Here is a 21,462-nt window from a genome sequence, read left to right as displayed (position 1 = left end):
ATCGGTGAGTGCCCTGTCTCATCGGCGCGGCCTTTCGGTGACGACTCTCTGCGGTGACGGCTCTGCGGTGACGGTTCGGCGTATGGGTCAGGTGCGCGGCCAGCGGGGCTGGTAGCCGCTGGTCAGGCGGTCGCGGTTGTGGCGCCACCGCGGTTCCTCGTTGGCGCTCCGGTTGGTGATCGACCGCATCGTCCGGATGAACGGCCCGTAGGTCTTCAGCAGCGTCGTGGACAGGTTGCCGCCGGGCGGCTCGTCCATGAACGGCATGAACTTGTCCGGGAAGCCGGGCATCGTGCAGCCGATGCAGATCCCGCCGACGTTGGGGCAGCCGCCGACGCCGTCCATCCAGCCGCGCTTGGTGACGTTGCAGTTCACCACCGGGCCCCAGCACCCGATCTTCACCTGGCACTTCGGCGAGTTGTAGTCGAAGGCGAAGTCGGCCTGCTCGTAGTAGGCGGCGCGGTCGCAGCCCTCGTGGACGGTCTTGCCGAACAGCCACGTCGGGCGGAGCTTGTCGTCCAGCGGGATGACCGGCGCCTGCCCGGCCGCCTGGTGCAGCACCCACAGCAGGGTCTCCATGAAGTTGTCCGGCTGGACGGGGCAGCCGGGCACGTTCACGATCGGCAGGCCGCCCGCGGAGCGGAAGTCCCAGCCGAGGTAGTCGGCGAGGCCCATGCAGCCGGTCGGGTTGCCCGCCATGGCGTGGATGCCGCCGTAGGTGGCGCAGGTGCCGGCCGCGACGACGGCCCACGCCTTCGGCGCCAGCCGGTCGATCCACTCGTTCAGCGTGACGGGCTCGCCGGTCTCCGGGTCGTTGCCCATCGACGTCCAGTAGCCGTCGCCGTTGATGTTCTCGTTCGGGACCGACCCCTCGACGACGAGGATGAACGGGTCCAGCTCACCGCGCGCGGCCTGCCGGAACGCCTCCACGAACGCGTCGCCGGTCTCGTAGGCGAGCACCTTGTTGTGCAGGTGCACCTTGGGGAGGCCGGGGATCGCGCCGAGCAGCACGTCCTCGATGCTCGGCAGCGTGGCGGCGGTGACCGAGACCGTGTCCCCGTCGCAGCTCATGCCCTCGGACGTCCACAGGATGTGGATCTCCTCCGTCGGCGGCTGCGACGTCGGCGGTCCCGGCGCGGCCTGTTCCGGCGCGGTGCTCGCCATCACGGCTCCCTTCCCCCGCAGTGATCATCACCAGTTCGGGCCTGCCCTGCCGGATGGGCCCGAAACACCGCCCGAAGAGCCGTTAAACAGCGGTCCCGAATTCGGTCAACACACCGTTTGACGAGGGAAGATCGGGGGCACCGCAACAGCGCTCCCGCAACGGTTCCGGGGGCCCGGACGGGACGGAGGACGCGTGCACGAACTGGCCGTCACGGAGAGCGTTATCGCGGCAATAACTACGCAATTGCCCGATTCGCGGGTGGTGGTGGTCCACCTCGAAATTGGGAGACTTTCCGGAGTCATGCCGGACGCGGTGCGGTTCTGCTTCGCGCTCGCCGGGGAGGGGACCTGCGTGGAGGGCGCCCGGCTCGACATCACCGAGCCGGACGGGGTGGGCGACTGCGCGTCCTGCGGGCTCACCTTCCCGGCGCGCGCGCCGCTCGCCGTGTGCCCCTGCGGCAGCGCCGACGTGACGGTCAGCGGGGGCGCCGACCTGACGATCAAAGCGGTGGAGGTCGCCGACGATGTGTGAGACCTGCGGCTGCGAGGCCGCTCCGGGGGACGCGCGCCTGACGACCCTCCCGCCGCCCGCCGCCGACCCCGGCCACCCGCATGAGCACGAGCACGAGCACCACCATGAGCACGCGCACGGCCTCGGGCGCACCGTCGCCCTCGGCCAGAAGGTGCTGGCGCACAACGACGACCTGGCCGGGCGCAACCGGGCCTGGCTCGCCGAGCGCGGCATCGTCGCGCTCAACGTGATGAGCTCCCCCGGCTCCGGCAAGACGACGCTGCTGGAGCGGACCGTCGCCGACCTCGGCGCGGACCGCCCGATCTCGGTGATCGAGGGCGACCAGGAGACGCTGCTGGACGCCCGCCGCCTCGCCGCCGCCGGGGCGCGGACCGTCCAGGTCAACACCGGCGCCGGCTGCCACCTCGACGCGGCGATGGTGGCGGAGGCGCTGACCGCGCTGGCGCCCCGGGACGGCTCGACGGTCTTCGTCGAGAACGTCGGCAACCTCGTCTGCCCGGCGCTGTTCGACCTCGGCGAGCGGGCCCGCGTGGTGCTGATGTCGGTCACCGAGGGCGCCGACAAGCCGCTGAAGTACCCGCACATGTTCCGCGGCGCGGACGTCCTGCTGCTCAACAAGATCGACCTGCTGCCGCACGTCGACTTCGACGTGGCCGCCTGCCGGGACGCGGCCCGCCGGCTGTGCCCGGGCCTCAGCGTCCTGCCGCTGTCGGCGACGCGCGGCGACGGCCTCGGCGCCTGGTACGACTGGCTCGCCGCCCTCTGAGCGGCCGCCCGCGGGCCCGGACCGGCGCTTGACCTGGAGCGCGCTCCAGGTCATAGCGTGCTGCGCGGTCACCTGACGAGGGAGCGCAGATGCAGTACCGCAAGCTCGGCCGTACCGGCGTCGAGGTCAGCACCCAGTGCCTCGGCGCGATGATGTTCGGAGCCGTCGGCAACCCCGACCACGACGAGTCCCAGCGGATCGTCCACAAGGCGCTCGAAGCGGGGATCAACTTCATCGACACCGCCGACATGTACTCGGCCGGCGAGAGCGAGGAGATCGTCGGCAAGGCCCTCAAGGGCCGCCGCGACGACGTCGTCCTCGCGACGAAGTTCTTCTTCCCGCTCGGCGAGGAGCGCAACGCCCGGGGCGGGTCGCGGCGGTACATCGTCCGCGCCGTGGAGGACAGCCTCCGGCGGCTCGGCACCGACCGCATCGACCTGTACCAGATCCACCGCCGCGACTGGGACACCGATCTGGAGGAGACGCTCGACGCGCTGTCCGACCTCGTCCGGCAGGGCAAGATCCTGTACGCGGGGTCGTCGTCGTTCCCCGCCGACCAGATCGTGGAGGCGCAGTGGGCCGCCGCGCGGCGCGGCGGCGTCCGGTTCGTGTGCGAGCAGCCGCAGTACTCGGTCTTCGCCCGGTCGATCGAGCGGGCGATGCTGCCGGCCGCGCGGCGGCACGGGATGGGCGTCATCCCGTGGAGCCCGCTCGCGGGCGGCTGGCTGACCGGCAAGTACCGGCGCGGCGCGCAGCCGCCCGCCGGGTCCCGGTTCGCCCCGTCGGACAACCCGGCGTGGCGGGACCGCACCGTGGACGTCGACCCGAGCGCCCCCGTCCGCTACGACGCCGTCGAGCGGCTCACGAAGATCGCCGAGGGGGCCGGGCTGTCGCTCACCCACCTGGCGCTCGCGTTCGTCGGCGAGCACCCGGCCGTCACCTCGACGATCATCGGCCCGAAGACGATGGCGCAGCTGGACGACCTGCTCGCCGCCGCCGACCTGCGCCTCGACCCGGCGGTGCTGGACGCGATCGACGAGGTCGTCCCGCCCGGCACCGACATCGCGGGCATCAACCACCGGGCGGGCGAGCCGGGGCTGCTCGCCGAGCACCGCCGCCGGCCCGCCGCGTCCGCTACTTGATCAGCGGGTCCCGGGGCAGCTTCAAAATCCGCTCGGCGATCTGGTTGCGGGTGATCTCGGACGTGCCGCCCGCGATCGACATGCCCCGGGAGCCGAGCCGCATCAGCCCGGCGAACTGGCCGAGGCCCTCGTTGAACGCGGTGCCGGGGCCGGCGAACGCGGCGAGGAGGTCGGCGGTGGCGTGGCCGTGCTCGGCGAGGACGAGCTTGGTGATGTTGCCCTCGGGGCCGGGCTCGCCGCCGGCGACGGCGCGTTCGGCGGAGCGCAGGTTCAGCAGCCGGAGCGCCTGCTCCTCCGCCAGGTAGGCGCCGACCCGCTCGGCCCCGGCCGGGACGTCCGCGCCGTGCTCGCGGTAGAGCGCGACGACGTCGGGCCCGGCGGGGCCGCCGGCGCCGCCGCCGATGCTGACCCGCTCGTTGCCGAGCGTCGCGCGGGCGACCGTCCAGCCCTGGTTCGGCTGCCCGACCACGTCGGCGTCGGGGACGAACACGTCGGAGAAGAACACCTCGTTGAAGTCGGACCCGCCGGTGATCTGGCGGAGCGGCCTGACCTCCACGCCCGGGTGCTCCATGTCGATCACGACCATGGTGACGCCGGCGTGCTTGGGCGCGTCCGGGTCGGTGCGGACGGTCGCGAAGCCCCAGCGGCAGTGCTGCGCGCCGCTCGTCCACACCTTCTGGCCGTTGACGACCCAGCCGCCGTCGACCTTGACGGCGCGGGTCTTCACGGCGGCGGCGTCCGAGCCGGCCTCGGGCTCGCTGAACAGCTGGCACCAGACCTCGTCGCCGCTGAGCGCGGGCCGCACCCACCGGTCGATCTGGTCCTGGGTGCCGTGCTGGACGAGGGTGAGGATCACCCACCCGGTGATGCCGAGCTGGACGCGCTTCACGCCCGCCGCGCGGAACTCGTCCTCGATGACGAGCTGCAGCCCGGCGCTCGCCTCGACGCCCCACGGGCGCGGCCAGTGCGGCTGCGCGTAGCCGGTGTCGATGAGCCGCCGCCGCTGCTCGGCGGCGGGCAGCGCGGCGATCTCGCGGGCCAGCTCGCGGATCCGGGGCCGCTCGGCCTCGGCCTCGGGCGGCAGGTCGAGGGTCGCCGCGCGGACGACGCCGGCGTCCCGCAGGCGGGTCACGTCCCGCTCGGCGGACCGCGGGTCGAACACGGCCTCCAGGGTCGCGGCGCGGCGCATCAGCAGGTGCGCGTCGTGCTCCCAGGTGAAGCCGATGCCGCCGTGCACCTGAATGTTCAGGCCGGTGTTGGACGTGAACGCGGGCAGCGCGAGCGCCGCCGCGACGGCCGCCGCCAGCTCGAACTGGTCGGCGGGCCCGGACGCGGCGCGCGCGGCGTCCCACACGGCGGCCGTGGCCAGCTCGGCGGCGACGAGCATGTTCGCGCAGTGGTGCTTGACGGCCTGGAACGTCGCGATCGGGCGGCCGAACTGCTGCCGCACCTTGGCGTACTCGACGGCGTTCTCCACGCATTCGAGCGCGCCGCCGACCGCCTCGGCGGAGACCAGGGCGCGGGCGATGGCGACGGCCTGGGCGCGTGCGCCCGGCAGGACCTCGGCGGCGGCGCCGTCCAGGCGGACACGGGCGGACCGGCGCGACGGGTCCAGGTTCTCCGGGACCTCGACGCTCGCGGCGTCCGCCCGGACGACGACCATGTCGTCGCCCGCCGGGAGGACGAGCAGCTCCGCGAGGCCGCCGCCCAGCACGACGCCCGCGTCACCCGTCGCCGTGCCGTCCGCCAGGGTCAGCGCGCCGCCGGTGCCGAGGGCCGCCGGGGTCGCGCCGGACGCGAGGCCGGGCAGCAGGCGGGCCCGCTGCTCGTCCGTCCCGGCGGCGGCGATCACGGCGGACGCGATCATCGTGGGCAGCATCGGGCCGGGCGCGGCGGACCGGCCGAGCTCCTCGGCGACCACGACCAGCTCCTGGAGGCCGGCCCCGCCGCCGCCGTGCTCCTCGGGCAGGTGCAGGCCGAGCAGGCCGAGGTCGGCGAACCCGGTCCAGAAGGCGGGGAGCGTCTCCTTCTCGGCGTCCAGCAGCGCGCGGTTCGCGGCCCGCGCCTCGTGGTCGCGCAGGAAAGCGCGCGCCGTCCGTGCCAGCTCGCGGTGCTCCGCGCTGATGGCGATCGCCATGGCCCCTCCAGGCATCGTTGCGTCCGGACACCAGAATGGCATTCGGTTGCCGTCCGGGGCGAGGGGTCGTCCCGATCTCTTGCCCGGAGGCCGACGCCGCCGGCCGGCGCGGAGCCGCTACTGGAGCGCCGCCACGAAGCGCTCCGCCTCCTCTGGACGCATGCCGGTCTCCGCGCACACCAGCGCGACGGCCGAGGCGTAGTCTCCGGCCGCCTGGAACGCGCGGACCCGGTCCGACAGCGTCCCGCCGGGGTCGGCCACGGGCGCGACGACCAGCCCGTCCCGGAGCGCCTGGATGAAGTCCTTGGCCGCCTGCGACCCGAGCCCGGTCTCCGCGCGGACCATCTTGACCGCCGGCTTCGCCCGGCCCTCGGCGATCATCGCGCGCGCCTTCGCCTGCACCTGCGGCGGCACCTGCCGGGCGAAGACCCGCCCCTTCAGCCCGTCCACGTACTCCTTGGCCTCCTTGAGGCCGAGGCCCGTCGCCTGCCGGACGAGCTTGATCGCGGGAATGTACTTCTCCTCGGCGATGAGCCCGACCACGCGCTCGTACGCCTCGGGGAGCAGGTACCGGGCGGACACCGGATGCTTCACCGGGTCTCTCTCCTCTGGCCGGGGGAACGGACGGGACGATTCTCGCGGAACCCGTCCGCGCACGCATCCTCCGGCCGCGGGCCCACCGCCGGGTGGCGGCCGAGAAGGGCGACGAGCCGGTCACCGGGGGACGCGTCCGGCGGCGGCTCCACCGGTTCGGCGAACAGCGGGCCGCGCGGCGGCGCGGGCAGCACCAGCGGGCACACCGCCAGCAGGTCGGCCGCGAGCACCGGCGGGATCGGCCGCCCCTCGCCGGTCGCCTGGGCGATGTCCCAGCCGTGGACGGCGACCTCGACCGCCCCGGCCGCGGCCATCAGGTCGCCCTGCAGGCGCCGGTCCCCCACGGTCACCGCGCCGCGGGCTGCCGACGCCCGCAGCACGCGGACGGCCTGCACGCGCAGCTCCGACACCGGGTCGACCGCTCCGGCCGCCGGTTCCGAGCACCGTGCGACGTGCCCGCCGGCCATGCCCTCGTGCAGCGCGGCGAGGGAGTCGGCGAGATGCAGGAGCAGCATGCCGAGGTCCCACGACGCGCACGGCGTGCGGCGGGCGAGCATATGCGGCATGACCCCCTGGGCGGCCGTCAGCGCGAAGCCGATCGCGCGGTCCAGCAGCCTGCCGCGGTTCGCGTCCACTCGCACACTCGGCCTCCGATCGGGTGACGCCCCATGCTCTGTAGACCGCGGCGGCGGCGGAAAATCATCACGGGCGGGCGATCGAAGACGCGGCCGGGCGCGGCGCGCCCCGCAGCGCCGCGTGCCGCCCCCGGAGCCGAGCGTCACCAGCGCCAGGTCATGCCATCATGGCGTGATGCCCCGGTCCCCCAACCTCGCCGCCGCATGGGACGAAGAGCTGCTGCCCCCCGCCGACTGGGGAAGGCCCCGCGGACCCACCCTCGGCGGAGCGCTGTGGCTGTTCGGCGCAGCGGCCGTCGTGCTCATCGCCGGGCGCCGCTGGGTGGCGCCCGGCGTCTCCGCCCCGGCCCTGGACGCCTGGTCGACGATCTTCGTCGCGGTGTGCGTGCAGGCGCTGCCGTTCCTGGTGTTCGGCGTGGCGCTGTCCGCCGCCATCACCGCGTTCGTCCCGGCGTCGTTCTGGACCCGCGTGCTGCCCCGCCGCCCCGGCTCGGCCGTCCCCGTCGCGGGGGCGCTCGGCGCCGTGCTGCCCGGCTGCGAATGCGCGTCCGTGCCGGTCGCGGGCGGGCTGATGGCGCGCGGCGTGGCGCCCGCCGCCGCGCTGACGTTCCTGCTCGCCGCGCCCGCCGTGAACCCGGTCGTGCTGGTCGCGACGCTGGTCGCGTTCCCCGGGCAGCCGGAGATGGCGGCGGCGCGGTTCGGGGCCTCGCTGCTCACCGCGGTCGTCGCGGGCTGGACGTGGCTGCTGTTCGGGAAGGGCGAGTGGCTGCGCGTCCCGCGCCGCCGCCCCGCCGAGGGCGCCGCCCGCTGGACGGCGTTCCGGGAGGCGATGACCCACGACATCATGCACGCGGGCGGTTTCCTCGTGGTCGGCGCGCTGGCCGCCGCGACGATCAACGTGCTGATCCCGCCAGAGTGGGTGACGGGCGTCGGCGGGGTCCCGCCGGCGTCGATCCTGGTGCTGGCCTTCCTCGCGGTGCTCATGTCGATCTGCTCGGAGGCGGACGCGTTCGTCGCCGCGAGCCTGACCGGCTTCTCCCCGACCGCCAAGCTCGTCTTCCTCGTCGTCGGCCCGATGGTCGACCTCAAGCTCATCGCGCTGCAGACCGGGTTCTTCGGCCGCTCGTTCGCGATCCGGTTCGTCCCGCTGACCTTCGTCCTCGCCGTCGTCTGCGGCACCGCCGCCGGAGGGATCCTGCTGTGAACCGGCACGCGCAGTCGCTGCTGCTGATCACGCTCGGCCTCGCGGCCGTCTGGATCACGCTGCCGACCGGCGAGTACCTGAACTACGTACGGCCGGGTTTCCGGATCCCGCTGCTCACCGCCGCCGCCGTGCTGATCGCGCTCGGCGTCGCGGGGCTCGTCCGCCGCCCGGCGCCCGCCGACCACGACGACCACGGTCACGACCACTCGCGCGGGCCGCGGGTCGCGTGGCTGCTCGGGCTGCCCGTGCTGGTCATCGCCGTGGTCGCGCCGCCCGCGCTCGGGTCGTACATGGCCTCGCGCGGCACCGGCCGGGCGCCCGCGCCCCCGGCGGACTCGCGGCAGTACGGCGAGATCGCCGTGTCCGTGGCGCCGACCCAGATGTCGATCGGCGAGTACATCGGGCGGGCCTTCCAGGCGCAGCGCGGCAACCCGAGGGCGCTGGAGGGCGTCCGGGTGCGGCTGACCGGGTTCGTCACCCCGCGCCGCGAGGGCGGCTGGTACCTCACCCGCATGAAGATCGCGTGCTGCGCGGGCGACGCCGTCGCGTTCCGCGTCATCGTGCACGGCGTGCCGCAGCCGCCCGCCGACCGGTGGGTGCAGGTGACCGGCACCTGGCGCCGCCCGCCGGCGGGCACCCCGCCGACGGACGAGCAGGCGATGGACGCGACGCAGACCGTCCCGATCCCCCGGCCCGAGCAGCCCTACGACTGAGCCCGCGCGACCGGGTCAGGCGGTCGCCTCCACCTCGTCCCGCGTGAGGACGGGGTCGGGCGCGGCCGGTGCCGTCGAGGCGACCGGGGCGGAGGCGCCGCCCGCGACACGGGCCTCGGCCTCGCGGTACTCCCGGATCGGGCCGGTGGCGTCGTGCAGGCCGTTGAGGACGAGCCACAGCGTCGCCCTGCGCGCGCGCAGCGCCACCGGGTTCGGCGGCTGGTACAGGCAGAGTTTCTGCGCCCACCTGGGGAGCATGTCGCGGGCGGCCCAGTCCATGAACGGGCTGCCGGGCTCCCACGGCTTGGCCTTGCTGTCGCGGAGGTTCGGGCCGGTCGCGAACGCCTTGATCGGGGTGACGGCCAGGCGCGGCAGGTAGGACTCCAGGCATTCGGCGACCTCGGCCTTGGTGGCGGGCAGGTCCGTCCCGCCGAGGGCCTCGCCGACGCGGACGAACTCGCCGTAGTAGCGGTCCAGGGCGGGGCCGCGCAGGGGACGCCGGTGGTAGCGCTCATGCGCGGTGGCGAGCCCCCACACCACCGTGGCGTAGTTCCAGCGCAGCCATTCGGGGTCGTCGGCGTCGTAGGGCAGGCCGTCGGGTCGGGTGCCCTTCACGGTGTGGTGCATGGCGCGGACGGTGCGGGCGAGCCGCTCGGCGGTCGCGGTGGAGCCGTAGGCCGTCCCGATGAAGAACGACAGCGAGTGGCCGAGCCGGACGGCGGCGCCCTCCGGGTCGATGTTGCCGGTCGGGACGCCGTCCACGCGCTCGGGGATGCGGGAGTGGTCGTAGGCCATCCAGCTGATGCTCGGGTCGAGGCCCTCGATGTAGGCGGCGCCGACCAGGCCGAGGATCAGCGTGGGCAGGTGCGAGTGCACGTACCAGACCGCGCTGCCGGGCCCGAACCAGCCGGGGTCGCCGTCGGGGCCGGCGAAGTCCAGGCCCTTGAAGAACCTGGAGCGGATATCGGCGTCGAAGGCCCGCTCGAAGCGCGTCGCGACGACATTGCTCTTGCCGGGGCTGCTCTTGCCGGAACTCGTCGTGGTGGCCGCCATCTGGACTCCCAATTCTGGCTACAACTGTGGCCAGAGTAAGTGTTTGGGTACACCCGTGTCCAGACTGGGGATGCCCGGCGCGGGCCGGGGGTATCGTCGGGGCATGGCGAACGCGCGCACGGCCACGTCCACCCGGTGGGCCGGGGTGCCCGCGAGCCGGCGGCGGGACGAGCGGCGCGACATGCTGGTCAGGGCCGCGTACCGGCTGTTCGGCGAGGAGGGCGAGGCCGCCCTCACGGTGCGCGCCGTGTGCCGGGAGGCCGAACTGCACACCCGGTACTTCTACGAGAACTTCCCCGATACCGACGAGCTGCTGGCGGCCGTCTACGACCGGGAGGCCGCGGCCCTCGGCGAGGCGCTGGCGGCCGCGCTCGGCGAGGCCGGGCCGAGCCCGGACGCCCGGACGCGCGCCGGCATCCGCAGCGTGCTCCGCTTCATCAGCGACGACCCGCGCCGCGGCCGCGTGCTGTTCGCCGAGGCGCGCGGCAACGAGGTGCTGGCCGAGCGGCGCCGCGCCGCCCAGACCGCCCTGCTGGACGGCGTCCTCGCGATGAGCAACATCGAGAACCCGCGGCTCCCGGTCGTCGTCGCCGCGACCATGTTCACCGGCGCGATGACCGAGCTGGCCCAGCGGTGGGCGGACGGGCGGCTCGGCGACGACCTCGACGCGGTCGTCGACAGCGCCGTGGAGCTCTCCCTCGCGCTCCACGGCGCCGCCGCGGTCAGGTGAGCAGCTCCAGGGCGCGGTCGAGGGAGACGACGTCGGCGTACTTTGCCTGGAGGTCGAGCAGGTTGGCGGCGTGCAGGCGCGGGTCGCGGTCGCCGCACGCCTCGTCCACCACGAGCGGGCGGAACCCGTGCTGCAGCGCGTCCGTGGCCGTGGCCCGGATGCAGCCGCTCGTGGAGAGCCCGCAGATGAACAGGGTGTCGATGCCGGACGAGGTCAGCGTCGCCGCCAGCGACGTCCCGTGGAACGCGCTCGCGTACTGCTTGGTGACGACGGTCTCCCCCGGCCGGGGGGCGACCCCCTCGGCGAAGTCGCCGAGGGGGCTCCCCTCCTCGAACACCCGCAGCGCGGGCACCTTGCGGCGGAACAGCCCGCCGTCCGCGCCGCCCGGCTGGTAGGTCACCCGCGTGAACAGCACCGGGACGCCGGCGTCCCGCGCCGCGCCGATCAGGGTGATCGCCGCGGCGAGGGCGTCCTCGACGGGGGCGCGCAGCGGCGACCCGTCCTCCAGGTAGGCGCGGGCGAAGTCGACCACCAGCACCGCCGGGGCGTCGCCGCGGCCGAGGCTCTCGCCGAAGCCGGACTCCCGGTAGTCCGCCATCAGGTCGTCCGGGCCGGTCATCGGCGCAGCGCCTCCGCGGAGCGGACGTCGACCGGCGGGCGCGGCGCGGGCAGCCCGGTCTCCTCCTCGCAGCGGGCGAGGATCTCCTCCAGCGGCGGCCCCATGTCGAAGACGGGGATCTCCGGCCGGTCGGCGGCCATCTTCGCCCGCAGCAGCTCGGTGGCCCCCTCGTCGAGGACGCCGTCGCCGGTGCAGACGACGCCGTACCCGTCGCGGGCGCCCTCGGCCGTCACGAGGCCGCGCAGCACCTCCGTCGCGACCAGCTCGGCGGGACGGGCGAGCGGGTCGCCCCATCCGCCGCCGCCCCACGTCACGAAGTGCAGCACGTCGCCCGGCGCCACCGGCACGTCGTGGACCTTGCTGGGCAGCACCTCGCGCGTGCCGTCCGCCCGGTCGATCCACTTGCGGCCCCGCTCCCCCGGACGGCCGCCGTTCACGCCCCACGGGTAGGTGAGCCAGCGGTCGTCGTGGATCGCGATCGTGCCGGGCTCCTCGAAGTGGTACGCGACGTCGACGCCGTTGCCGCCCCGGTGCAGGCCGGCGCCGCCGGAGTCGGCGATCGTCTCCCACCGCTCGATGCGCAGCGGGTAGTACGACTCCAGGTACTCGCAGGGGATGTTGACGAACGACGGCCACAGCGAGTGCCCGTCGGGGCCGTCCCCGACCGGGCGCCCCGGCACACCGCCGAACCCGATCGAGTACAGCTGGAACCACTCGCCCTCGCGCGGCCCGGACGTGTAGTGCCCCGAGTACATGAAGTGCGGCGAGGAGGAGAACCCCGCCGCGTTCAGGATCTCCGGGTTCGTCTGCCCGAGCAGCCCGCCGAACAGGTCGAACACGCGGCCGATGCCGTGGTTGCGGGCGTTCAGCGCGGCCGGGTGGCGCGGCTTCCAGAACGAGTCCTCGGGGATCGTCACGTCGATCAGCGGGTAGAAGCCGTCGTTCCACAGGATCTGCGGGTCCGCGACCGTGATCACGTAGATGCCGAAGAACATCCGGACGAGGTTCTCGTTGATGAAGTAGTTGATCGGCCCGACCGCCTGCGGCGCGGCGTGGCTGAAGTCCAGATGGATCTTCTCGCCGGTGCGGGTAAGCGAGATCTTCAGCTCGTAGGGGCCGTATCCGCAGCCGTCGTCGCAGATGTAGTCGGCGAACTCCAGCGTCTGCCCGTCCTCGAAGAGGGTCGCGAGCAGCACCTTCATCGCCTGGTAGTTGCGGTCGAGCAGGGCGTCCAGCGCGGACAGGTAGGTCTCGACGCCGAACCGGTCGCACAGCTCGGTCACCCGCCGCGCCGCCGTCGTGCAGGCCGCGACGAGGCCGTTCAGGTCGGCGCGGTTCCAGTCGGGCATCCGCACCTGATTGAGGATGATGCGCAGCGCCGCCTCGTTCAGCTCACCGCCCTCGTACAGCTTGAACGGCGGGACGACCACGCCCTCCTCGTAGATGGTGCGGGCGTCGGCGGGCATCGACGACGGCGTCTTGCCGCCGACGTCCGACATGTGGCCGAACATCGACGACCAGCCGACGAGCCGGCCCCCGTGGTAGATCGGCACGACCAGCAGCCAGTCGTTGGCGTGGCTGATCGCGGCGCCGCACGCGTACGGGTCGGACGTCATGAGGATGTCGCCCTCGCCGATCGTCCCGTCGAAGTTCTCCAGGAAGTCGGGCACCGACAGGCCGAACTGGCCGACGACCATCTTCCCGGACGGGTCCGCGATCAGCGGGAACTCATCGTGCTGCTCACGGATCCCCGGGGACAGCGCGGTGCGGAACAGCACCTCGTCCATCTCGTGCCGCGCGTTGCGCAGCGCGTTCTCGATGATGTCCAGGGTCACCGGGTCGACCTCCACCCGGCCGACCGGCTCCGTGGTGGTCTGCAGGATCTCGGCCATCAGCCCTCCTCAGTGGGACGGATCAGCAGGCTGCCGCTCGGGTGCACGGTCGCGGCGTGCCCGGACAGGACGAGGGTGGTGGAGTCCATCTCGACCACGACGGCCGGTCCGGGCACCACGTCCCCGGCGCGCAGCCGGGAACGGTCGAAGATGCGGGCGGGCACGGACGCGCCGTCCATCCACACCTCGGTCTCGCGGACCAGCGCCGCGGCCGGGTCGCCGTCGCCCTCCGGGAGGGTGCGCCAGGCGACCTCGGGGCGCGGGCCGCTCACGGTGACCCGCAGGTTGATCACTTCGCGCTCGTTGTCGAGCAGGAACGAGAACAGCCGCTTGTGCTCGGCGTCGAACGCGGCGCCGAGCTCGGCGAGCAGGTCGCCGTCCACGGTCGCGCGGTCGACCTCGACCGGGATCTCGAAGCCCTGCCCGTGGTAGCGCAGGTCGAACTGGTACGTCGCCGTCTGGCTGTCGCGCGGGACGCCCTCGGCCTCCAGCCGCCCGGCGGCGGCGTCGGCCAGTTCGGCGAGCGCGGCGCGCAGCTCGGCGTCGTCGAGGGTGGAGAAGCGGCGCACCATCGTGCGGGCGCTCTCGTCGCGGGCGCAGGTCGTCGCGTCCCCGTAGGCGCACAGCACGCCCGGCGACGGCGGCACGATCACCGGCCACGAGCCGGTCAGCCGGCCGAGCGCGTTGGCGTGCAGCGGGCCCGCGCCGCCGAACGACATCAGCGCGAACTCGCGCGGGTCGAAGCCCTGCTGGACGCTGATCAGCCGCAGCGCGCCCAGCATGTTCTCGTTGACGATGTCGATGATCCCCGCCGCGGCGGCCTCGACGCTCGGCAGGCCCATCGCCTCGGCGACGGTGCCGACCGCCTTGCGGGCGGCCTCGACGTCCAGCGAGATCTCCCCGCCGGCGAGCTCCGTCGGCAGGTAGCCGAGGACCACGTTGGCGTCGGTGACCGTCGGGTCGGTGCCGCCGGTGCCGTAGGCGGCCGGGCCGGGGTCGGCGCCCGCGGACTGCGGACCGACCCGCAGCGCCTTCGTCAGCTCGGGGACGTGCGCGATCGAGCCGCCGCCCGCGCCGACCGTGCGGACGTCCACGCTGGTCGCCCGGACGGTCAGGTCGCCGACGCTCGTCTCCCGGCCGATCCGGGGACGGCCGCCGAGCACGAGCGCGACGTCCGTGGACGTCCCGCCCATGTCGAAGGTGAGGAAGTCGGGGAACCCGGCCTGCTCGGCGAACCACACCGCGCCGGTCACCCCGCCCGCCGGGCCGGACAGCAGCAGCGACACCGGGTCCTCGGCCGCCTTGTCGGCCCGCGTGAGGCCGCCGTCGCTGCGCAGCACCGCGAGCGGCGCCGCGATCCCGCTGCCCGTCAGCGACCGGTCGAGGTTGCCGACGTAGCGGGCGACCTCCGGCTGGACGTAGCTGTTCGCCACGGTCGTGACGGTCCGCTCGTACTCCCGCATCTCCGGCAGCACGTGGCTGGACAGCGACACCGGCACGCCGGGCAGCTCCTCGGCCGCGAGCTCCGCGACCCGCCGCTCGTGCGCGTCGTTCGCGTACGAGTTGATCAGCGAGACGGTGAGCGCCTCGATCCCGGCCCCGGCCAGCCGGCGCAGCGCCGCGCGGGCGCGGTCCTCGTCCAGCGGGGTGACGACCTCGCCGTCCGCCGTGATCCGGCCGGGGATCTCCACGGTGTGCTCCAGCCGGGCCAGCGGCTCCGGCTTCGGCCAGATGATCCAGCCGGCCAGCCCGCCCGGCACGAACGACCGGCCGATCTGCAGCACCTGCCGGAACCCCTCGGTCGTGACCAGCCCGACCCGCGCTCCCCTGCCCTGCAGGATCGCGTTGGTCGCGACCGTGGTGCCGTGCAGCACGTGCGCGACCTCGGCCGGCTCGATCCCCGCGTCCCGGCACACCTTGCGGATGCCGTTGAGGACGCCCTCGGACTGGTCCGCCGGAGTGGACGCCGTTTTGGCGCGGTGGCTGACGCCGGTCTCCTCGTCCACCAGCAGCACGTCGGTGAACGTGCCTCCTACATCGACGCCTAGGCGATAACCCATGTCGGTCTCCCGATGCCGTACCTGCTCTAGATGGCTCCGCGCTCGGCCAGCGCGGCGATCTCTTCTTCTCCGAGGTCCAGGAGGCCGCCGTACACCTCCCGGTTGTGCTCGCCGAGCGCGGGACCGGCGTGCCGCACCGATCCCGGCGTCTCGCTGAGCTTGGGGAATGCGTTGTGCATCGGGAGCTCCCCGAAGTCCGGGTGGACGAGCCGCACGATGGCCTCGCGGGCCGCGAAGTGCGGGTCGTCGAACATGTCCTTGGCCGTGTAGATGCGGCCGGCGGGGACACCGCCCTCGTGCAGCGTCTCCAGCAGGGCCTCGGTGCCGAGCGTCGCCGACCAGGCGGAGATCAGCTCGTCCAGCTCGGCCATGTTGCGGCCCCGGTCGGCGTGCCCGGCGAACCGGGGGTCCTCGGCCAGCTCGGGGCGGCCCATCGTCTTCGCGAGGCGTCCGAACACGGTGTCCTGGTTGGCGGCGATCAGGATCATCTCGCCGGACGCGGTCGGGTAGACGTTGCTGGGCGACACGTTCGGCAGCACCGAGCCGGTGCGCTCGCGCTGGTAGCCGGCCACGGCCCACTCGGGCAGCAGCGACTCCATCATCGCCAGCACCGCCTCGTAGATCGCCGAGTCGACGATCTGCCCCCGGCCGGTGTTGCTCCGGTGGTGGACGGCGACGAGCGCGCCGATCGTGGCGAACACGGCGGCGAGCGAGTCGCCGAGCGAGATCCCCGCGCGGGACGGCGGGTTCTCCGGGTCGCCCGTGACGTACCGGATGCCGCCCATCGCCTCGCCGATCGACCCGTACCCGGCGCGCGGCGCGTACGGGCCGCTCTGCCCGAAACCGGACACGCGGACGAGGATCAGCCCCGGGTTCGCCTCGCGGAGCGCGTCGAAGTCCAGGCCCCAGCGCTCCAGCGTGCCGGGGCGGAAGTTCTCCACGACGATGTCGGCCCGCTCGATGATCCGCCGCGCCAGGTCCTGGCCCTCGGCGGTGCGCAGGTTGCAGGTCACCGACTTCTTGTTGCGCGCCACCACCGGCCACCACAGGGACTTGCCGTGCGGCTTCTCCCGTCCCCACTGGCGCATCGGGTCGCCCGCGCCCGGCGACTCCAGCTTGATCACCTCGGCGCCGAAGTCGCCGAGCAGCTGGCCGCAGAAGGGGCCGGCGAGCAACTGCCCCATCTCCACCACGCGCAGGTCGGCGAGCGGTCCCCGGGCGTCCTGAGCGGCGCCGTCGTGCGTTGACATCTAGCGGATCCTCGTTTCGGTGTCGTCGTCTGGGTCGTCTGCGGGGCGGCGGGAGGCGCGGAGGAGGACGGCCTTCGCGGCGAGCACGTGCGCCCGCATCACCGACTCGGCCCAGGTGCCGTCGCCCGCCCGCAGCGCGGCGGCCAGCTCCCGGTGGTGCGCCGAGCTGCGGGCCAGGTCGTCCGGCGAGTACCGGTGGAAGGTGCGCATCACCAGCGGCAGCTGGACGACGGCGTTGAGCATCGACACCAGCCGGGCGCTCGCCGCCGCGGCGCGGACGATGCCGTGGAACTCGGCGTTCAGCTCCGCGACGCGGTCGAGGTCCTGGCCGTCGCCGGGGCCCGCCGCCCGCTCCATGAGGCCGCACAGCTCGTCCATGCGGTCCACGTCCTTCGGCTCGATCCGGGTGGCGGCCCGCCGCGCGGCGGCGCCCTCCAGCAGCATCCGCAGGTCGTAGATCTCCTCCAGGTCCTCCGGCGTCCAGTCGGGGACGCGGGCGCCGCGGTGCGGCAGCACCTCGACCAGTCCCTCGACCTCCAGCCGGCGCAGCGCCTCCCGGACCGGCGTCCGGCTGGAGCCGGTCTGCTCGGCCAGCTCGGCCTCGCCGAGCCGTGCCCCGGGCGGGTGGACGCCGTCCAGGATGTCGGCGCGCAGCCGTGTGTACACACGGTCCACGGCACGGACCATCCGAACCTCCTCAGCGGTCGATTGCATGCAAGATAAGCATTCCGGTCGCTTGACACAAGGGTTCTGCCTGGCCGATTCTCGGCATGTCGTCAGATTGCATACAAGGGAAGGGCCCATGGCGGACGTCGAAGTCATCGAGGTGGGGCCCAGGGACGGGCTGCAGAACGAGGCCGCGATCCTGCCCACCGCCGACAAGGTGCGGCTCATCGAGCGGAGCATCGCCGCCGGGCTGCGGCGGATCGAGGCGGTCAGCTTCGTCAACCCCAAGCGCGTCCCGCAGATGGCCGACGCGGAGGCCGTGATGGAGCGCGTCCCCCGGCCGGACGGGGTGCGCTACGCGGGGCTCGTCCTCAACCCGCGCGGCCTCGACCGGGCGCTCGCCACCGGCGTGGACGAGGTCAACGTGGTGGTCGTGGCGACCGACGAGTTCAGCCGCCGCAACCAGGGCTGCTCGGTCGAGGAGGGGCTGGCCAACTGGGCGCGGATCGCCGCCGACGCGCGCGCCGCCGGGCTGTTCCGCAGCGTCACGATCGCGGCGTCCTTCGGCTGCCCGTTCGAGGGCGAGGTGCCGGCCGAGCGCGTCCTCGACCTGGTGCGGCGGATCGCCGAGAGCGAGCCCGACGAGATCGCGCTGGCCGACACCATCGGCGTCGGCGTCCCGACGCAGGTGCGCGCGCTGCTGACCGGCGCCGCCGAGATCGCGCCCGGCGTGCCGCTGCGCTGCCACTTCCACAACACGCGCAACACCGGCTACGCGAACGCGCTGACCGCGCTCGACCACGGGGTGAGCGCGCTGGACGCGAGCACCGGCGGGTTCGGCGGCTGCCCGTTCGCGCCCGCCGCGACCGGCAACATCGCGACCGAGGACCTGGTCTACGCGCTCGACCGGATGGGCGTCAGGACCGGCGTCCAGATGGCCCCGGTGACGGAGACGGCGGCCTGGCTGAGCGAACGGCTGGACAGCCCCGTGCAGGCGCTGCTCGGCCGCGCCGGGCCCTTCCCCGCGTCCTGACGGGCGCGGCCCGGCGGCCGGTCACCATTCGGGGCGCGTGCCGTCCCGCTGCAGGAACTCCAGCCGGTTGCCCAGGTTGTCGAAGGCGTAGAAACGGCGGTGGCCTGGGAAGGCGTCGTCCCAGGCCACCTCGGTGCCGTGCTGCGCCAGCCGTTCGGCGAGGGCGTCCAGGTCGTCGACGCGGATGCCGGGATGCGCCTTGCGGGCGGGGCGGAAGTCCTCCTCGACGCCGAGATGGATCTCCAGCGCGTCCGCGCGCACCCAGAGCCCGCCACGCGCGGCGAGCACCGGCGGTTTCGCGATCTCCCTCATGCCGAGGGCGTCCACATAGAAGGCGCGGCAGGCGTCCTCACTGCCGGGCGGGATCGCGATCTGCACATGGTGCACGGCGAAGGCGAACGGCGACGCGTGGTCCGGTCCGTAGCCCTGCGCTGAGATCTCTGTCATGATCACATCATCGCGCGGGTGAAGTAGGCCCGGATGACGGTTCTGCCGGGTTCTGTCCGGATGCGGACGAAGTCGGCGAGCTTATGGACGAGCAGCAGCCCCCGCCCGCCGATCGAGTCGGGCGGCACTGGGCGCCGGCCCGCCAGCGGGTCGGCGATATGGCCCGCGTCGCTGACCTCGATGACGAGGTGGGTGGCGTCGTGCCAGACCCACAGCACCCCGGCGCCGCCGCCGTGCTCTATCGAGTTGGCGGTCAGCTCGCTGGCGACGAGCTCGGCGTCCTGGATCCGGTCCTCGTCGAGCCCGGCCTCGGCCGCGCCCTCGACCACCAGCGCCCGCGCCGCCTTCAGCGCGGCGGCGTCGAAGGGCAGCCGCCGCGGGCGCGCGGCCCGCTCGGCGGGCGGCGCCTCCGTGTCCGGCGGATCGCCGACGCGCTCCCCGCTGCCGGTCATGGCGTCCTCCGAGCGCACTCGTTGCCCCAGGGCAAGCGTCCATGGTCCCCTTCGCGAGCGAACGGCGAGGCCCGCCCAACGGGGGTCTTCCCTGATCACCGGCACGTTAGACGGGACCTTTCAGGTTCGGCATGCCCCGCCGCGCCCCGCGCCCGGCGGCGAGGTCGCCAAGCGGAGGGACGCCGGGGGTACTGCCTTTACCGCATTTTTCGCACACTGGGAGGAAACCTCATCGAGTGCCAGGGCCCCCGGGCCTCCCGACCAGCGTGAGGAACGCGTTCCCGTGGATTCCACCGCACCCGCGAACGGCGGCGCCCCCGCGAGCGGCGGCGCGGGCGGCGCCGGCGCGCCCGACCGCACCCTCCGGCTCGGCGGCCGCCCGCTGCCCGTCGCCGGACCCGCCCGCATGTACGTCTGCGGGATCACCCCGTACGACGCGACCCACCTCGGCCACGCCCGCACCTTCGTCTGGGCGGACATCGCCGCCCGCGTCCTGCGGCACGCCGGCGGGACCGTGCGCGTCTGCCGCAACGTCACCGACGTCGACGACGTGCTCGACCAGGCCGCGCACCGCGCCGGCAGCCCCTACGACAGCTTCGCCGCCGTCCAGCAGTACTACTTCGAACGCGACCTCGACCTGCTCGGCGTCCACGCCGTCGACCACCAGCCGCGGGCCCACAACCACGTCCGGGAGGTCATCGCGCTCGCGCAGGGGCTCCTCACGTCCGGCCACGCCTACCTGCGGGACGGCGCGGTGCTCTTCCGCGGCGCCGACGTCCCCGGCCGCGTCGGGCTCGGCGAGGACGAGGCCCGCGCGCTGCTGGCCGAGTACGGCGACGACCCCGGCGACCCCGCCAAGGAGCACCCGTTCGACGTCGCCGTCTGGCGGCCGTCGCGCGCGGGCGAGCCCGCCTGGCCCAGCCCGTGGGGCCCCGGCCGCCCCGGCTGGCACGCCGAGTGCGCCGCGATGGCCATGACCATCTTCGGCCCCGCCGTCGACCTGCACGGCGGCGGCGCCGACCTGCGCTTCCCGCACCACGCCTACGAGGCCGCCATGGCCGAGGCGCTGACCGGCGTGCGGCCCTTCGCCCGCGCCTGGCTGCACGTGGGCGTCGTCCGCCGGGACGGCGAGAAGATGGCCAAGTCCACCGGGAACCTGGTGCTCGTCTCCGACCTCGTCCCCGACCACCCGGCCGTCGCCGTCCGGCTCATGCTCATCACCGCGCCCTGGCGGGAGCCCTGGGACTACACCCCGGAGGCCCTCGACGAGGCCGCGGCCGTCCTGGACCGGCTCCACACCGCCGCCGGGCGCCGCCCCTCCTCCGCCACCGCCGAGGAGGCCGTCACGCAGGCGCTTCTCGACGACCTCGACGTCCCCACCGCGCTGGCCATCGCCCAACAGGACGGCGCCGGGTCAGCACGGCTCGCCCTCCACCTGCTGGCACTCGCCTGACAGGGCTCGCTAGGCGCGGATCACCCGGACGCCGGCCTCGGTGAACGCCGCGACCTCCGCGTCCGGCACCGTCTCGTCGGTGACCAGGACGTCGATGGCGCCGACGGGACAGATCCGGGCGAACGCCCGGTGCCCGACCTTGGAGCCGTCCGCCACCACGACGACCTGCTCGGCGCGCTCGGCCATCAGCCGGTTCACGTCGGCCTCGCCCTCGTTGTGGCAGGTCGCGCCGTGCCGGGCGTCCACCCCGTTCACCCCGATGATCGCCACGTCCAGCGTCACCTGGTCGAAGATCCCGGTGGCCAGCGGGCCGGTCAGCTCGTAGGACTGCGGCCGCGGCACCCCGCCGGTCAGCACGATCTTCACATGCGGCCGGACGGCCAGCTCGTTGCCGATGTTCAGCGCGTTCGTCACGATCGTCAGCGCCGGCGTCGCGCCCTCGGCGTGCAGGTCGGCGCGTGTCGCGAGGACCCGGGCGACCTCCGAGGTCGTCGTCCCGCCGTTCAGCCCGATGATCGACCCGGGCACCGCCAGCTCGGCGGTCGCCGCCGCGATCCGCTGCTTCTCCGACGCGTGCCGCGCCGCCTTGTAGCGCAGCGGCAGGTCGTAGCTGACGCTCTGCGCCACGGCGCCGCCGCGGGTGCGGGCCAGCATCTGCTGCTGCGCGAGCTGGTCGAAGTCGCGGCGGATCGTCGCCGCCGACACCCCCATCCGCCGGGCCGCCTCCTCCACCGTCAGCCGGCCCGCGTCCGCGAGCAGTTCGAGCAGCGCGTTCCAGCGCTCGTGCCGGGACACACCGGCCCCCTTTCCGGCGTGCGGGGAACCGTCCGGGGCGAAGGTCATCCGAGGATTCTAGCCTGCGCGCCCCTGGCCTTACCTGCACGTTCCCGCGGTGGAACAATCAGCAATGATCAGCGGCG

General features: G+C 73.9%; 20 protein-coding genes and 1 pseudogene. 8 read left to right on the top strand and 13 right to left on the bottom strand.

Annotation, left to right across the window (positions count from 1 at the left end; translation table 11 throughout):
• Window positions 1-87 precede the first annotated feature (87 nt).
• Complete coding sequence (locus tag AB0K34_RS20550; RefSeq protein ID WP_138638482.1) at window positions 88-1,164, bottom strand: hydrogenase expression protein HypE; 1,077 nt, start codon at window positions 1,162-1,164, stop codon at window positions 88-90.
• Between the two features lie 193 nt (window positions 1,165-1,357).
• Here AB0K34_RS20550 and AB0K34_RS20545 point away from each other — a divergent pair, with 193 nt between their 5' ends.
• The 3 genes from AB0K34_RS20545 (at window position 1,358) to AB0K34_RS20535 (ending at window position 3,604) form a co-directional block, all read left to right on the top strand.
• Window positions 1,358-1,696 carry a hydrogenase maturation nickel metallochaperone HypA gene (locus AB0K34_RS20545; RefSeq protein ID WP_138638483.1) on the top strand — a complete coding sequence of 113 codons (339 nt, stop codon included), beginning with the start codon at window positions 1,358-1,360 and terminating at the stop codon, window positions 1,694-1,696.
• A complete protein-coding gene (gene hypB / locus AB0K34_RS20540; RefSeq protein WP_364550288.1) occupies window positions 1,689-2,462 on the top strand; it encodes a hydrogenase nickel incorporation protein HypB in 774 nt (257 codons plus the stop codon). Before AB0K34_RS20545 ends, hypB begins: the two co-directional genes overlap by 8 nt.
• Window positions 2,463-2,551: 89 nt before the next feature.
• Window positions 2,552-3,604: an aldo/keto reductase gene (locus AB0K34_RS20535; protein ID WP_364550287.1), complete on the top strand. Its 1,053-nt coding sequence runs from the start codon at window positions 2,552-2,554 to the stop codon at window positions 3,602-3,604.
• Here AB0K34_RS20535 and AB0K34_RS20530 read toward each other — a convergent pair.
• From AB0K34_RS20530 to AB0K34_RS20520, 3 genes and pseudogenes are all read right to left on the bottom strand, one after another.
• Complete coding sequence (locus tag AB0K34_RS20530; RefSeq protein WP_364550286.1) at window positions 3,597-5,741, bottom strand: acyl-CoA dehydrogenase; 2,145 nt, start codon at window positions 5,739-5,741, stop codon at window positions 3,597-3,599. The two genes, AB0K34_RS20535 and AB0K34_RS20530, sit on opposite strands and share 8 nt — an antisense overlap.
• Window positions 5,742-6,182: 441 nt before the next feature.
• Window positions 6,183-6,284 (bottom strand): annotated as a pseudogene (locus tag AB0K34_RS20525) (ribosomal protein L7/L12); the annotation flags it as partial.
• Window positions 6,285-6,331: 47 nt separating this feature from the next.
• Window positions 6,332-6,976 carry a TIGR03086 family metal-binding protein gene (locus AB0K34_RS20520; protein WP_364550284.1) on the bottom strand — a complete coding sequence of 215 codons (645 nt, stop codon included), beginning with the start codon at window positions 6,974-6,976 and terminating at the stop codon, window positions 6,332-6,334.
• Window positions 6,977-7,145: 169 nt separating this feature from the next.
• Between AB0K34_RS20520 and AB0K34_RS20515 the strand changes: the two genes are divergently transcribed.
• Both AB0K34_RS20515 and AB0K34_RS20510 read left to right on the top strand, forming a co-directional pair.
• The gene (locus AB0K34_RS20515) at window positions 7,146-8,174 is read left to right on the top strand and encodes a permease (protein ID WP_364550283.1); all 1,029 of its coding nucleotides are present in this window, start codon (window positions 7,146-7,148) and stop codon (window positions 8,172-8,174) included.
• Window positions 8,171-8,887 (top strand): TIGR03943 family protein, encoded by a 717-nt coding sequence (locus AB0K34_RS20510; protein WP_364550281.1) that lies wholly within the window; start codon window positions 8,171-8,173, stop codon window positions 8,885-8,887. The genes AB0K34_RS20515 and AB0K34_RS20510 overlap by 4 nt, the downstream gene beginning before the upstream one ends.
• Before the next feature lie 15 nt (window positions 8,888-8,902).
• On the opposite strand, the gene AB0K34_RS20505 is transcribed toward AB0K34_RS20510, so the two are convergent.
• Complete coding sequence (locus tag AB0K34_RS20505) at window positions 8,903-9,940, bottom strand: oxygenase MpaB family protein (protein ID WP_364550279.1); 1,038 nt, start codon at window positions 9,938-9,940, stop codon at window positions 8,903-8,905.
• A gap of 103 nt (window positions 9,941-10,043) precedes the next feature.
• Between AB0K34_RS20505 and AB0K34_RS20500 the strand changes: the two genes are divergently transcribed.
• Window positions 10,044-10,670 (top strand): TetR/AcrR family transcriptional regulator, encoded by a 627-nt coding sequence (locus AB0K34_RS20500; RefSeq protein WP_364550277.1) that lies wholly within the window; start codon window positions 10,044-10,046, stop codon window positions 10,668-10,670.
• Here the strand turns inward: AB0K34_RS20500 and AB0K34_RS20495 are convergent.
• Genes AB0K34_RS20495 through AB0K34_RS20475 form a run of 5 tightly spaced genes read right to left on the bottom strand, consistent with a single transcriptional unit; the run spans window position 10,663 to window position 17,166 of the window.
• Window positions 10,663-11,289: an isochorismatase family protein gene (locus tag AB0K34_RS20495; protein WP_138636113.1), complete on the bottom strand. Its 627-nt coding sequence runs from the start codon at window positions 11,287-11,289 to the stop codon at window positions 10,663-10,665. The two genes, AB0K34_RS20500 and AB0K34_RS20495, sit on opposite strands and share 8 nt — an antisense overlap.
• Window positions 11,286-13,181 carry a hydantoinase B/oxoprolinase family protein gene (locus AB0K34_RS20490; protein WP_138636114.1) on the bottom strand — a complete coding sequence of 632 codons (1,896 nt, stop codon included), beginning with the start codon at window positions 13,179-13,181 and terminating at the stop codon, window positions 11,286-11,288. Before AB0K34_RS20490 ends, AB0K34_RS20495 begins: the two co-directional genes overlap by 4 nt.
• Entirely contained in the window at window positions 13,181-15,241 is a 2,061-nt protein-coding gene (locus tag AB0K34_RS20485; protein WP_364550274.1) for a hydantoinase/oxoprolinase family protein, read from the bottom strand. The genes AB0K34_RS20490 and AB0K34_RS20485 overlap by 1 nt, the downstream gene beginning before the upstream one ends.
• Window positions 15,242-15,267: 26 nt before the next feature.
• On the bottom strand, window positions 15,268-16,491 hold the full coding sequence (locus AB0K34_RS20480) for a CoA transferase (protein ID WP_138636116.1): 1,224 nt from the start codon (window positions 16,489-16,491) through the stop codon (window positions 15,268-15,270).
• Window positions 16,492-17,166, bottom strand: a complete 675-nt coding sequence (locus tag AB0K34_RS20475) for a GntR family transcriptional regulator (protein WP_301176319.1) — start codon at window positions 17,164-17,166, stop codon at window positions 16,492-16,494. It abuts the gene before it with no gap.
• Between the two features lie 127 nt (window positions 17,167-17,293).
• Between AB0K34_RS20475 and AB0K34_RS20470 the strand changes: the two genes are divergently transcribed.
• Entirely contained in the window at window positions 17,294-18,190 is an 897-nt protein-coding gene (locus AB0K34_RS20470) for a hydroxymethylglutaryl-CoA lyase (protein ID WP_138636118.1), read from the top strand.
• 21 nt (window positions 18,191-18,211) lie between these two features.
• Here AB0K34_RS20470 and AB0K34_RS20465 read toward each other — a convergent pair whose 3' ends face one another.
• Both AB0K34_RS20465 and AB0K34_RS20460 read right to left on the bottom strand, forming a co-directional pair.
• Entirely contained in the window at window positions 18,212-18,637 is a 426-nt protein-coding gene (locus tag AB0K34_RS20465) for a VOC family protein (protein WP_138636119.1), read from the bottom strand.
• 2 nt (window positions 18,638-18,639) lie between these two features.
• Window positions 18,640-19,089, bottom strand: a complete 450-nt coding sequence (locus AB0K34_RS20460; RefSeq protein WP_138636120.1) for an ATP-binding protein — start codon at window positions 19,087-19,089, stop codon at window positions 18,640-18,642.
• Between the two features lie 283 nt (window positions 19,090-19,372).
• On the opposite strand from AB0K34_RS20460, the gene AB0K34_RS20455 reads away from it, so the two are divergent.
• Window positions 19,373-20,542, top strand: a complete 1,170-nt coding sequence (locus tag AB0K34_RS20455) for a class I tRNA ligase family protein (protein WP_240807482.1) — start codon at window positions 19,373-19,375, stop codon at window positions 20,540-20,542.
• Between the two features lie 9 nt (window positions 20,543-20,551).
• Here the strand turns inward: AB0K34_RS20455 and AB0K34_RS20450 are convergent, their stop codons facing one another.
• The gene (locus tag AB0K34_RS20450) at window positions 20,552-21,385 is read right to left on the bottom strand and encodes a DeoR/GlpR family DNA-binding transcription regulator (protein WP_338072543.1); all 834 of its coding nucleotides are present in this window, start codon (window positions 21,383-21,385) and stop codon (window positions 20,552-20,554) included.
• Between the last annotated feature and the right edge of the window lie 77 nt (window positions 21,386-21,462).

The organism is Actinomadura sp. NPDC049382, from assembly GCF_040677125.1.
GTDB lineage: Bacteria > Actinomycetota > Actinomycetes > Streptosporangiales > Streptosporangiaceae > Spirillospora > Spirillospora geliboluensis.
The sequence above is the reverse complement of the archived record's forward strand: the minus strand, read 5'-3'. Positions and strand labels throughout refer to the sequence as shown.

Coding starts and splice junctions, on each gene's coding strand:
- AB0K34_RS20550 (WP_138638482.1), bottom strand. CDS start 1,164: ATGGCGAGCACCGCGCCGGAACAGGCCGCGCCGGGACCGCCGACGTCG.
- hypB (WP_364550288.1), top strand. CDS start 1,689: ATGTGTGAGACCTGCGGCTGCGAGGCCGCTCCGGGGGACGCGCGCCTG.
- AB0K34_RS20535 (WP_364550287.1), top strand. CDS start 2,552: ATGCAGTACCGCAAGCTCGGCCGTACCGGCGTCGAGGTCAGCACCCAG.
- AB0K34_RS20530 (WP_364550286.1), bottom strand. CDS start 5,741: ATGGCGATCGCCATCAGCGCGGAGCACCGCGAGCTGGCACGGACGGCG.
- AB0K34_RS20515 (WP_364550283.1), top strand. CDS start 7,146: ATGCCCCGGTCCCCCAACCTCGCCGCCGCATGGGACGAAGAGCTGCTG.
- AB0K34_RS20505 (WP_364550279.1), bottom strand. CDS start 9,940: ATGGCGGCCACCACGACGAGTTCCGGCAAGAGCAGCCCCGGCAAGAGC.
- AB0K34_RS20500 (WP_364550277.1), top strand. CDS start 10,044: ATGGCGAACGCGCGCACGGCCACGTCCACCCGGTGGGCCGGGGTGCCC.
- AB0K34_RS20495 (WP_138636113.1), bottom strand. CDS start 11,289: ATGACCGGCCCGGACGACCTGATGGCGGACTACCGGGAGTCCGGCTTC.
- AB0K34_RS20490 (WP_138636114.1), bottom strand. CDS start 13,181: ATGGCCGAGATCCTGCAGACCACCACGGAGCCGGTCGGCCGGGTGGAG.
- AB0K34_RS20485 (WP_364550274.1), bottom strand. CDS start 15,241: ATGGGTTATCGCCTAGGCGTCGATGTAGGAGGCACGTTCACCGACGTG.
- AB0K34_RS20480 (WP_138636116.1), bottom strand. CDS start 16,491: ATGTCAACGCACGACGGCGCCGCTCAGGACGCCCGGGGACCGCTCGCC.
- AB0K34_RS20470 (WP_138636118.1), top strand. CDS start 17,294: ATGGCGGACGTCGAAGTCATCGAGGTGGGGCCCAGGGACGGGCTGCAG.
- AB0K34_RS20465 (WP_138636119.1), bottom strand. CDS start 18,637: ATGACAGAGATCTCAGCGCAGGGCTACGGACCGGACCACGCGTCGCCG.
- AB0K34_RS20460 (WP_138636120.1), bottom strand. CDS start 19,089: ATGACCGGCAGCGGGGAGCGCGTCGGCGATCCGCCGGACACGGAGGCG.
- AB0K34_RS20450 (WP_338072543.1), bottom strand. CDS start 21,385: ATGACCTTCGCCCCGGACGGTTCCCCGCACGCCGGAAAGGGGGCCGGT.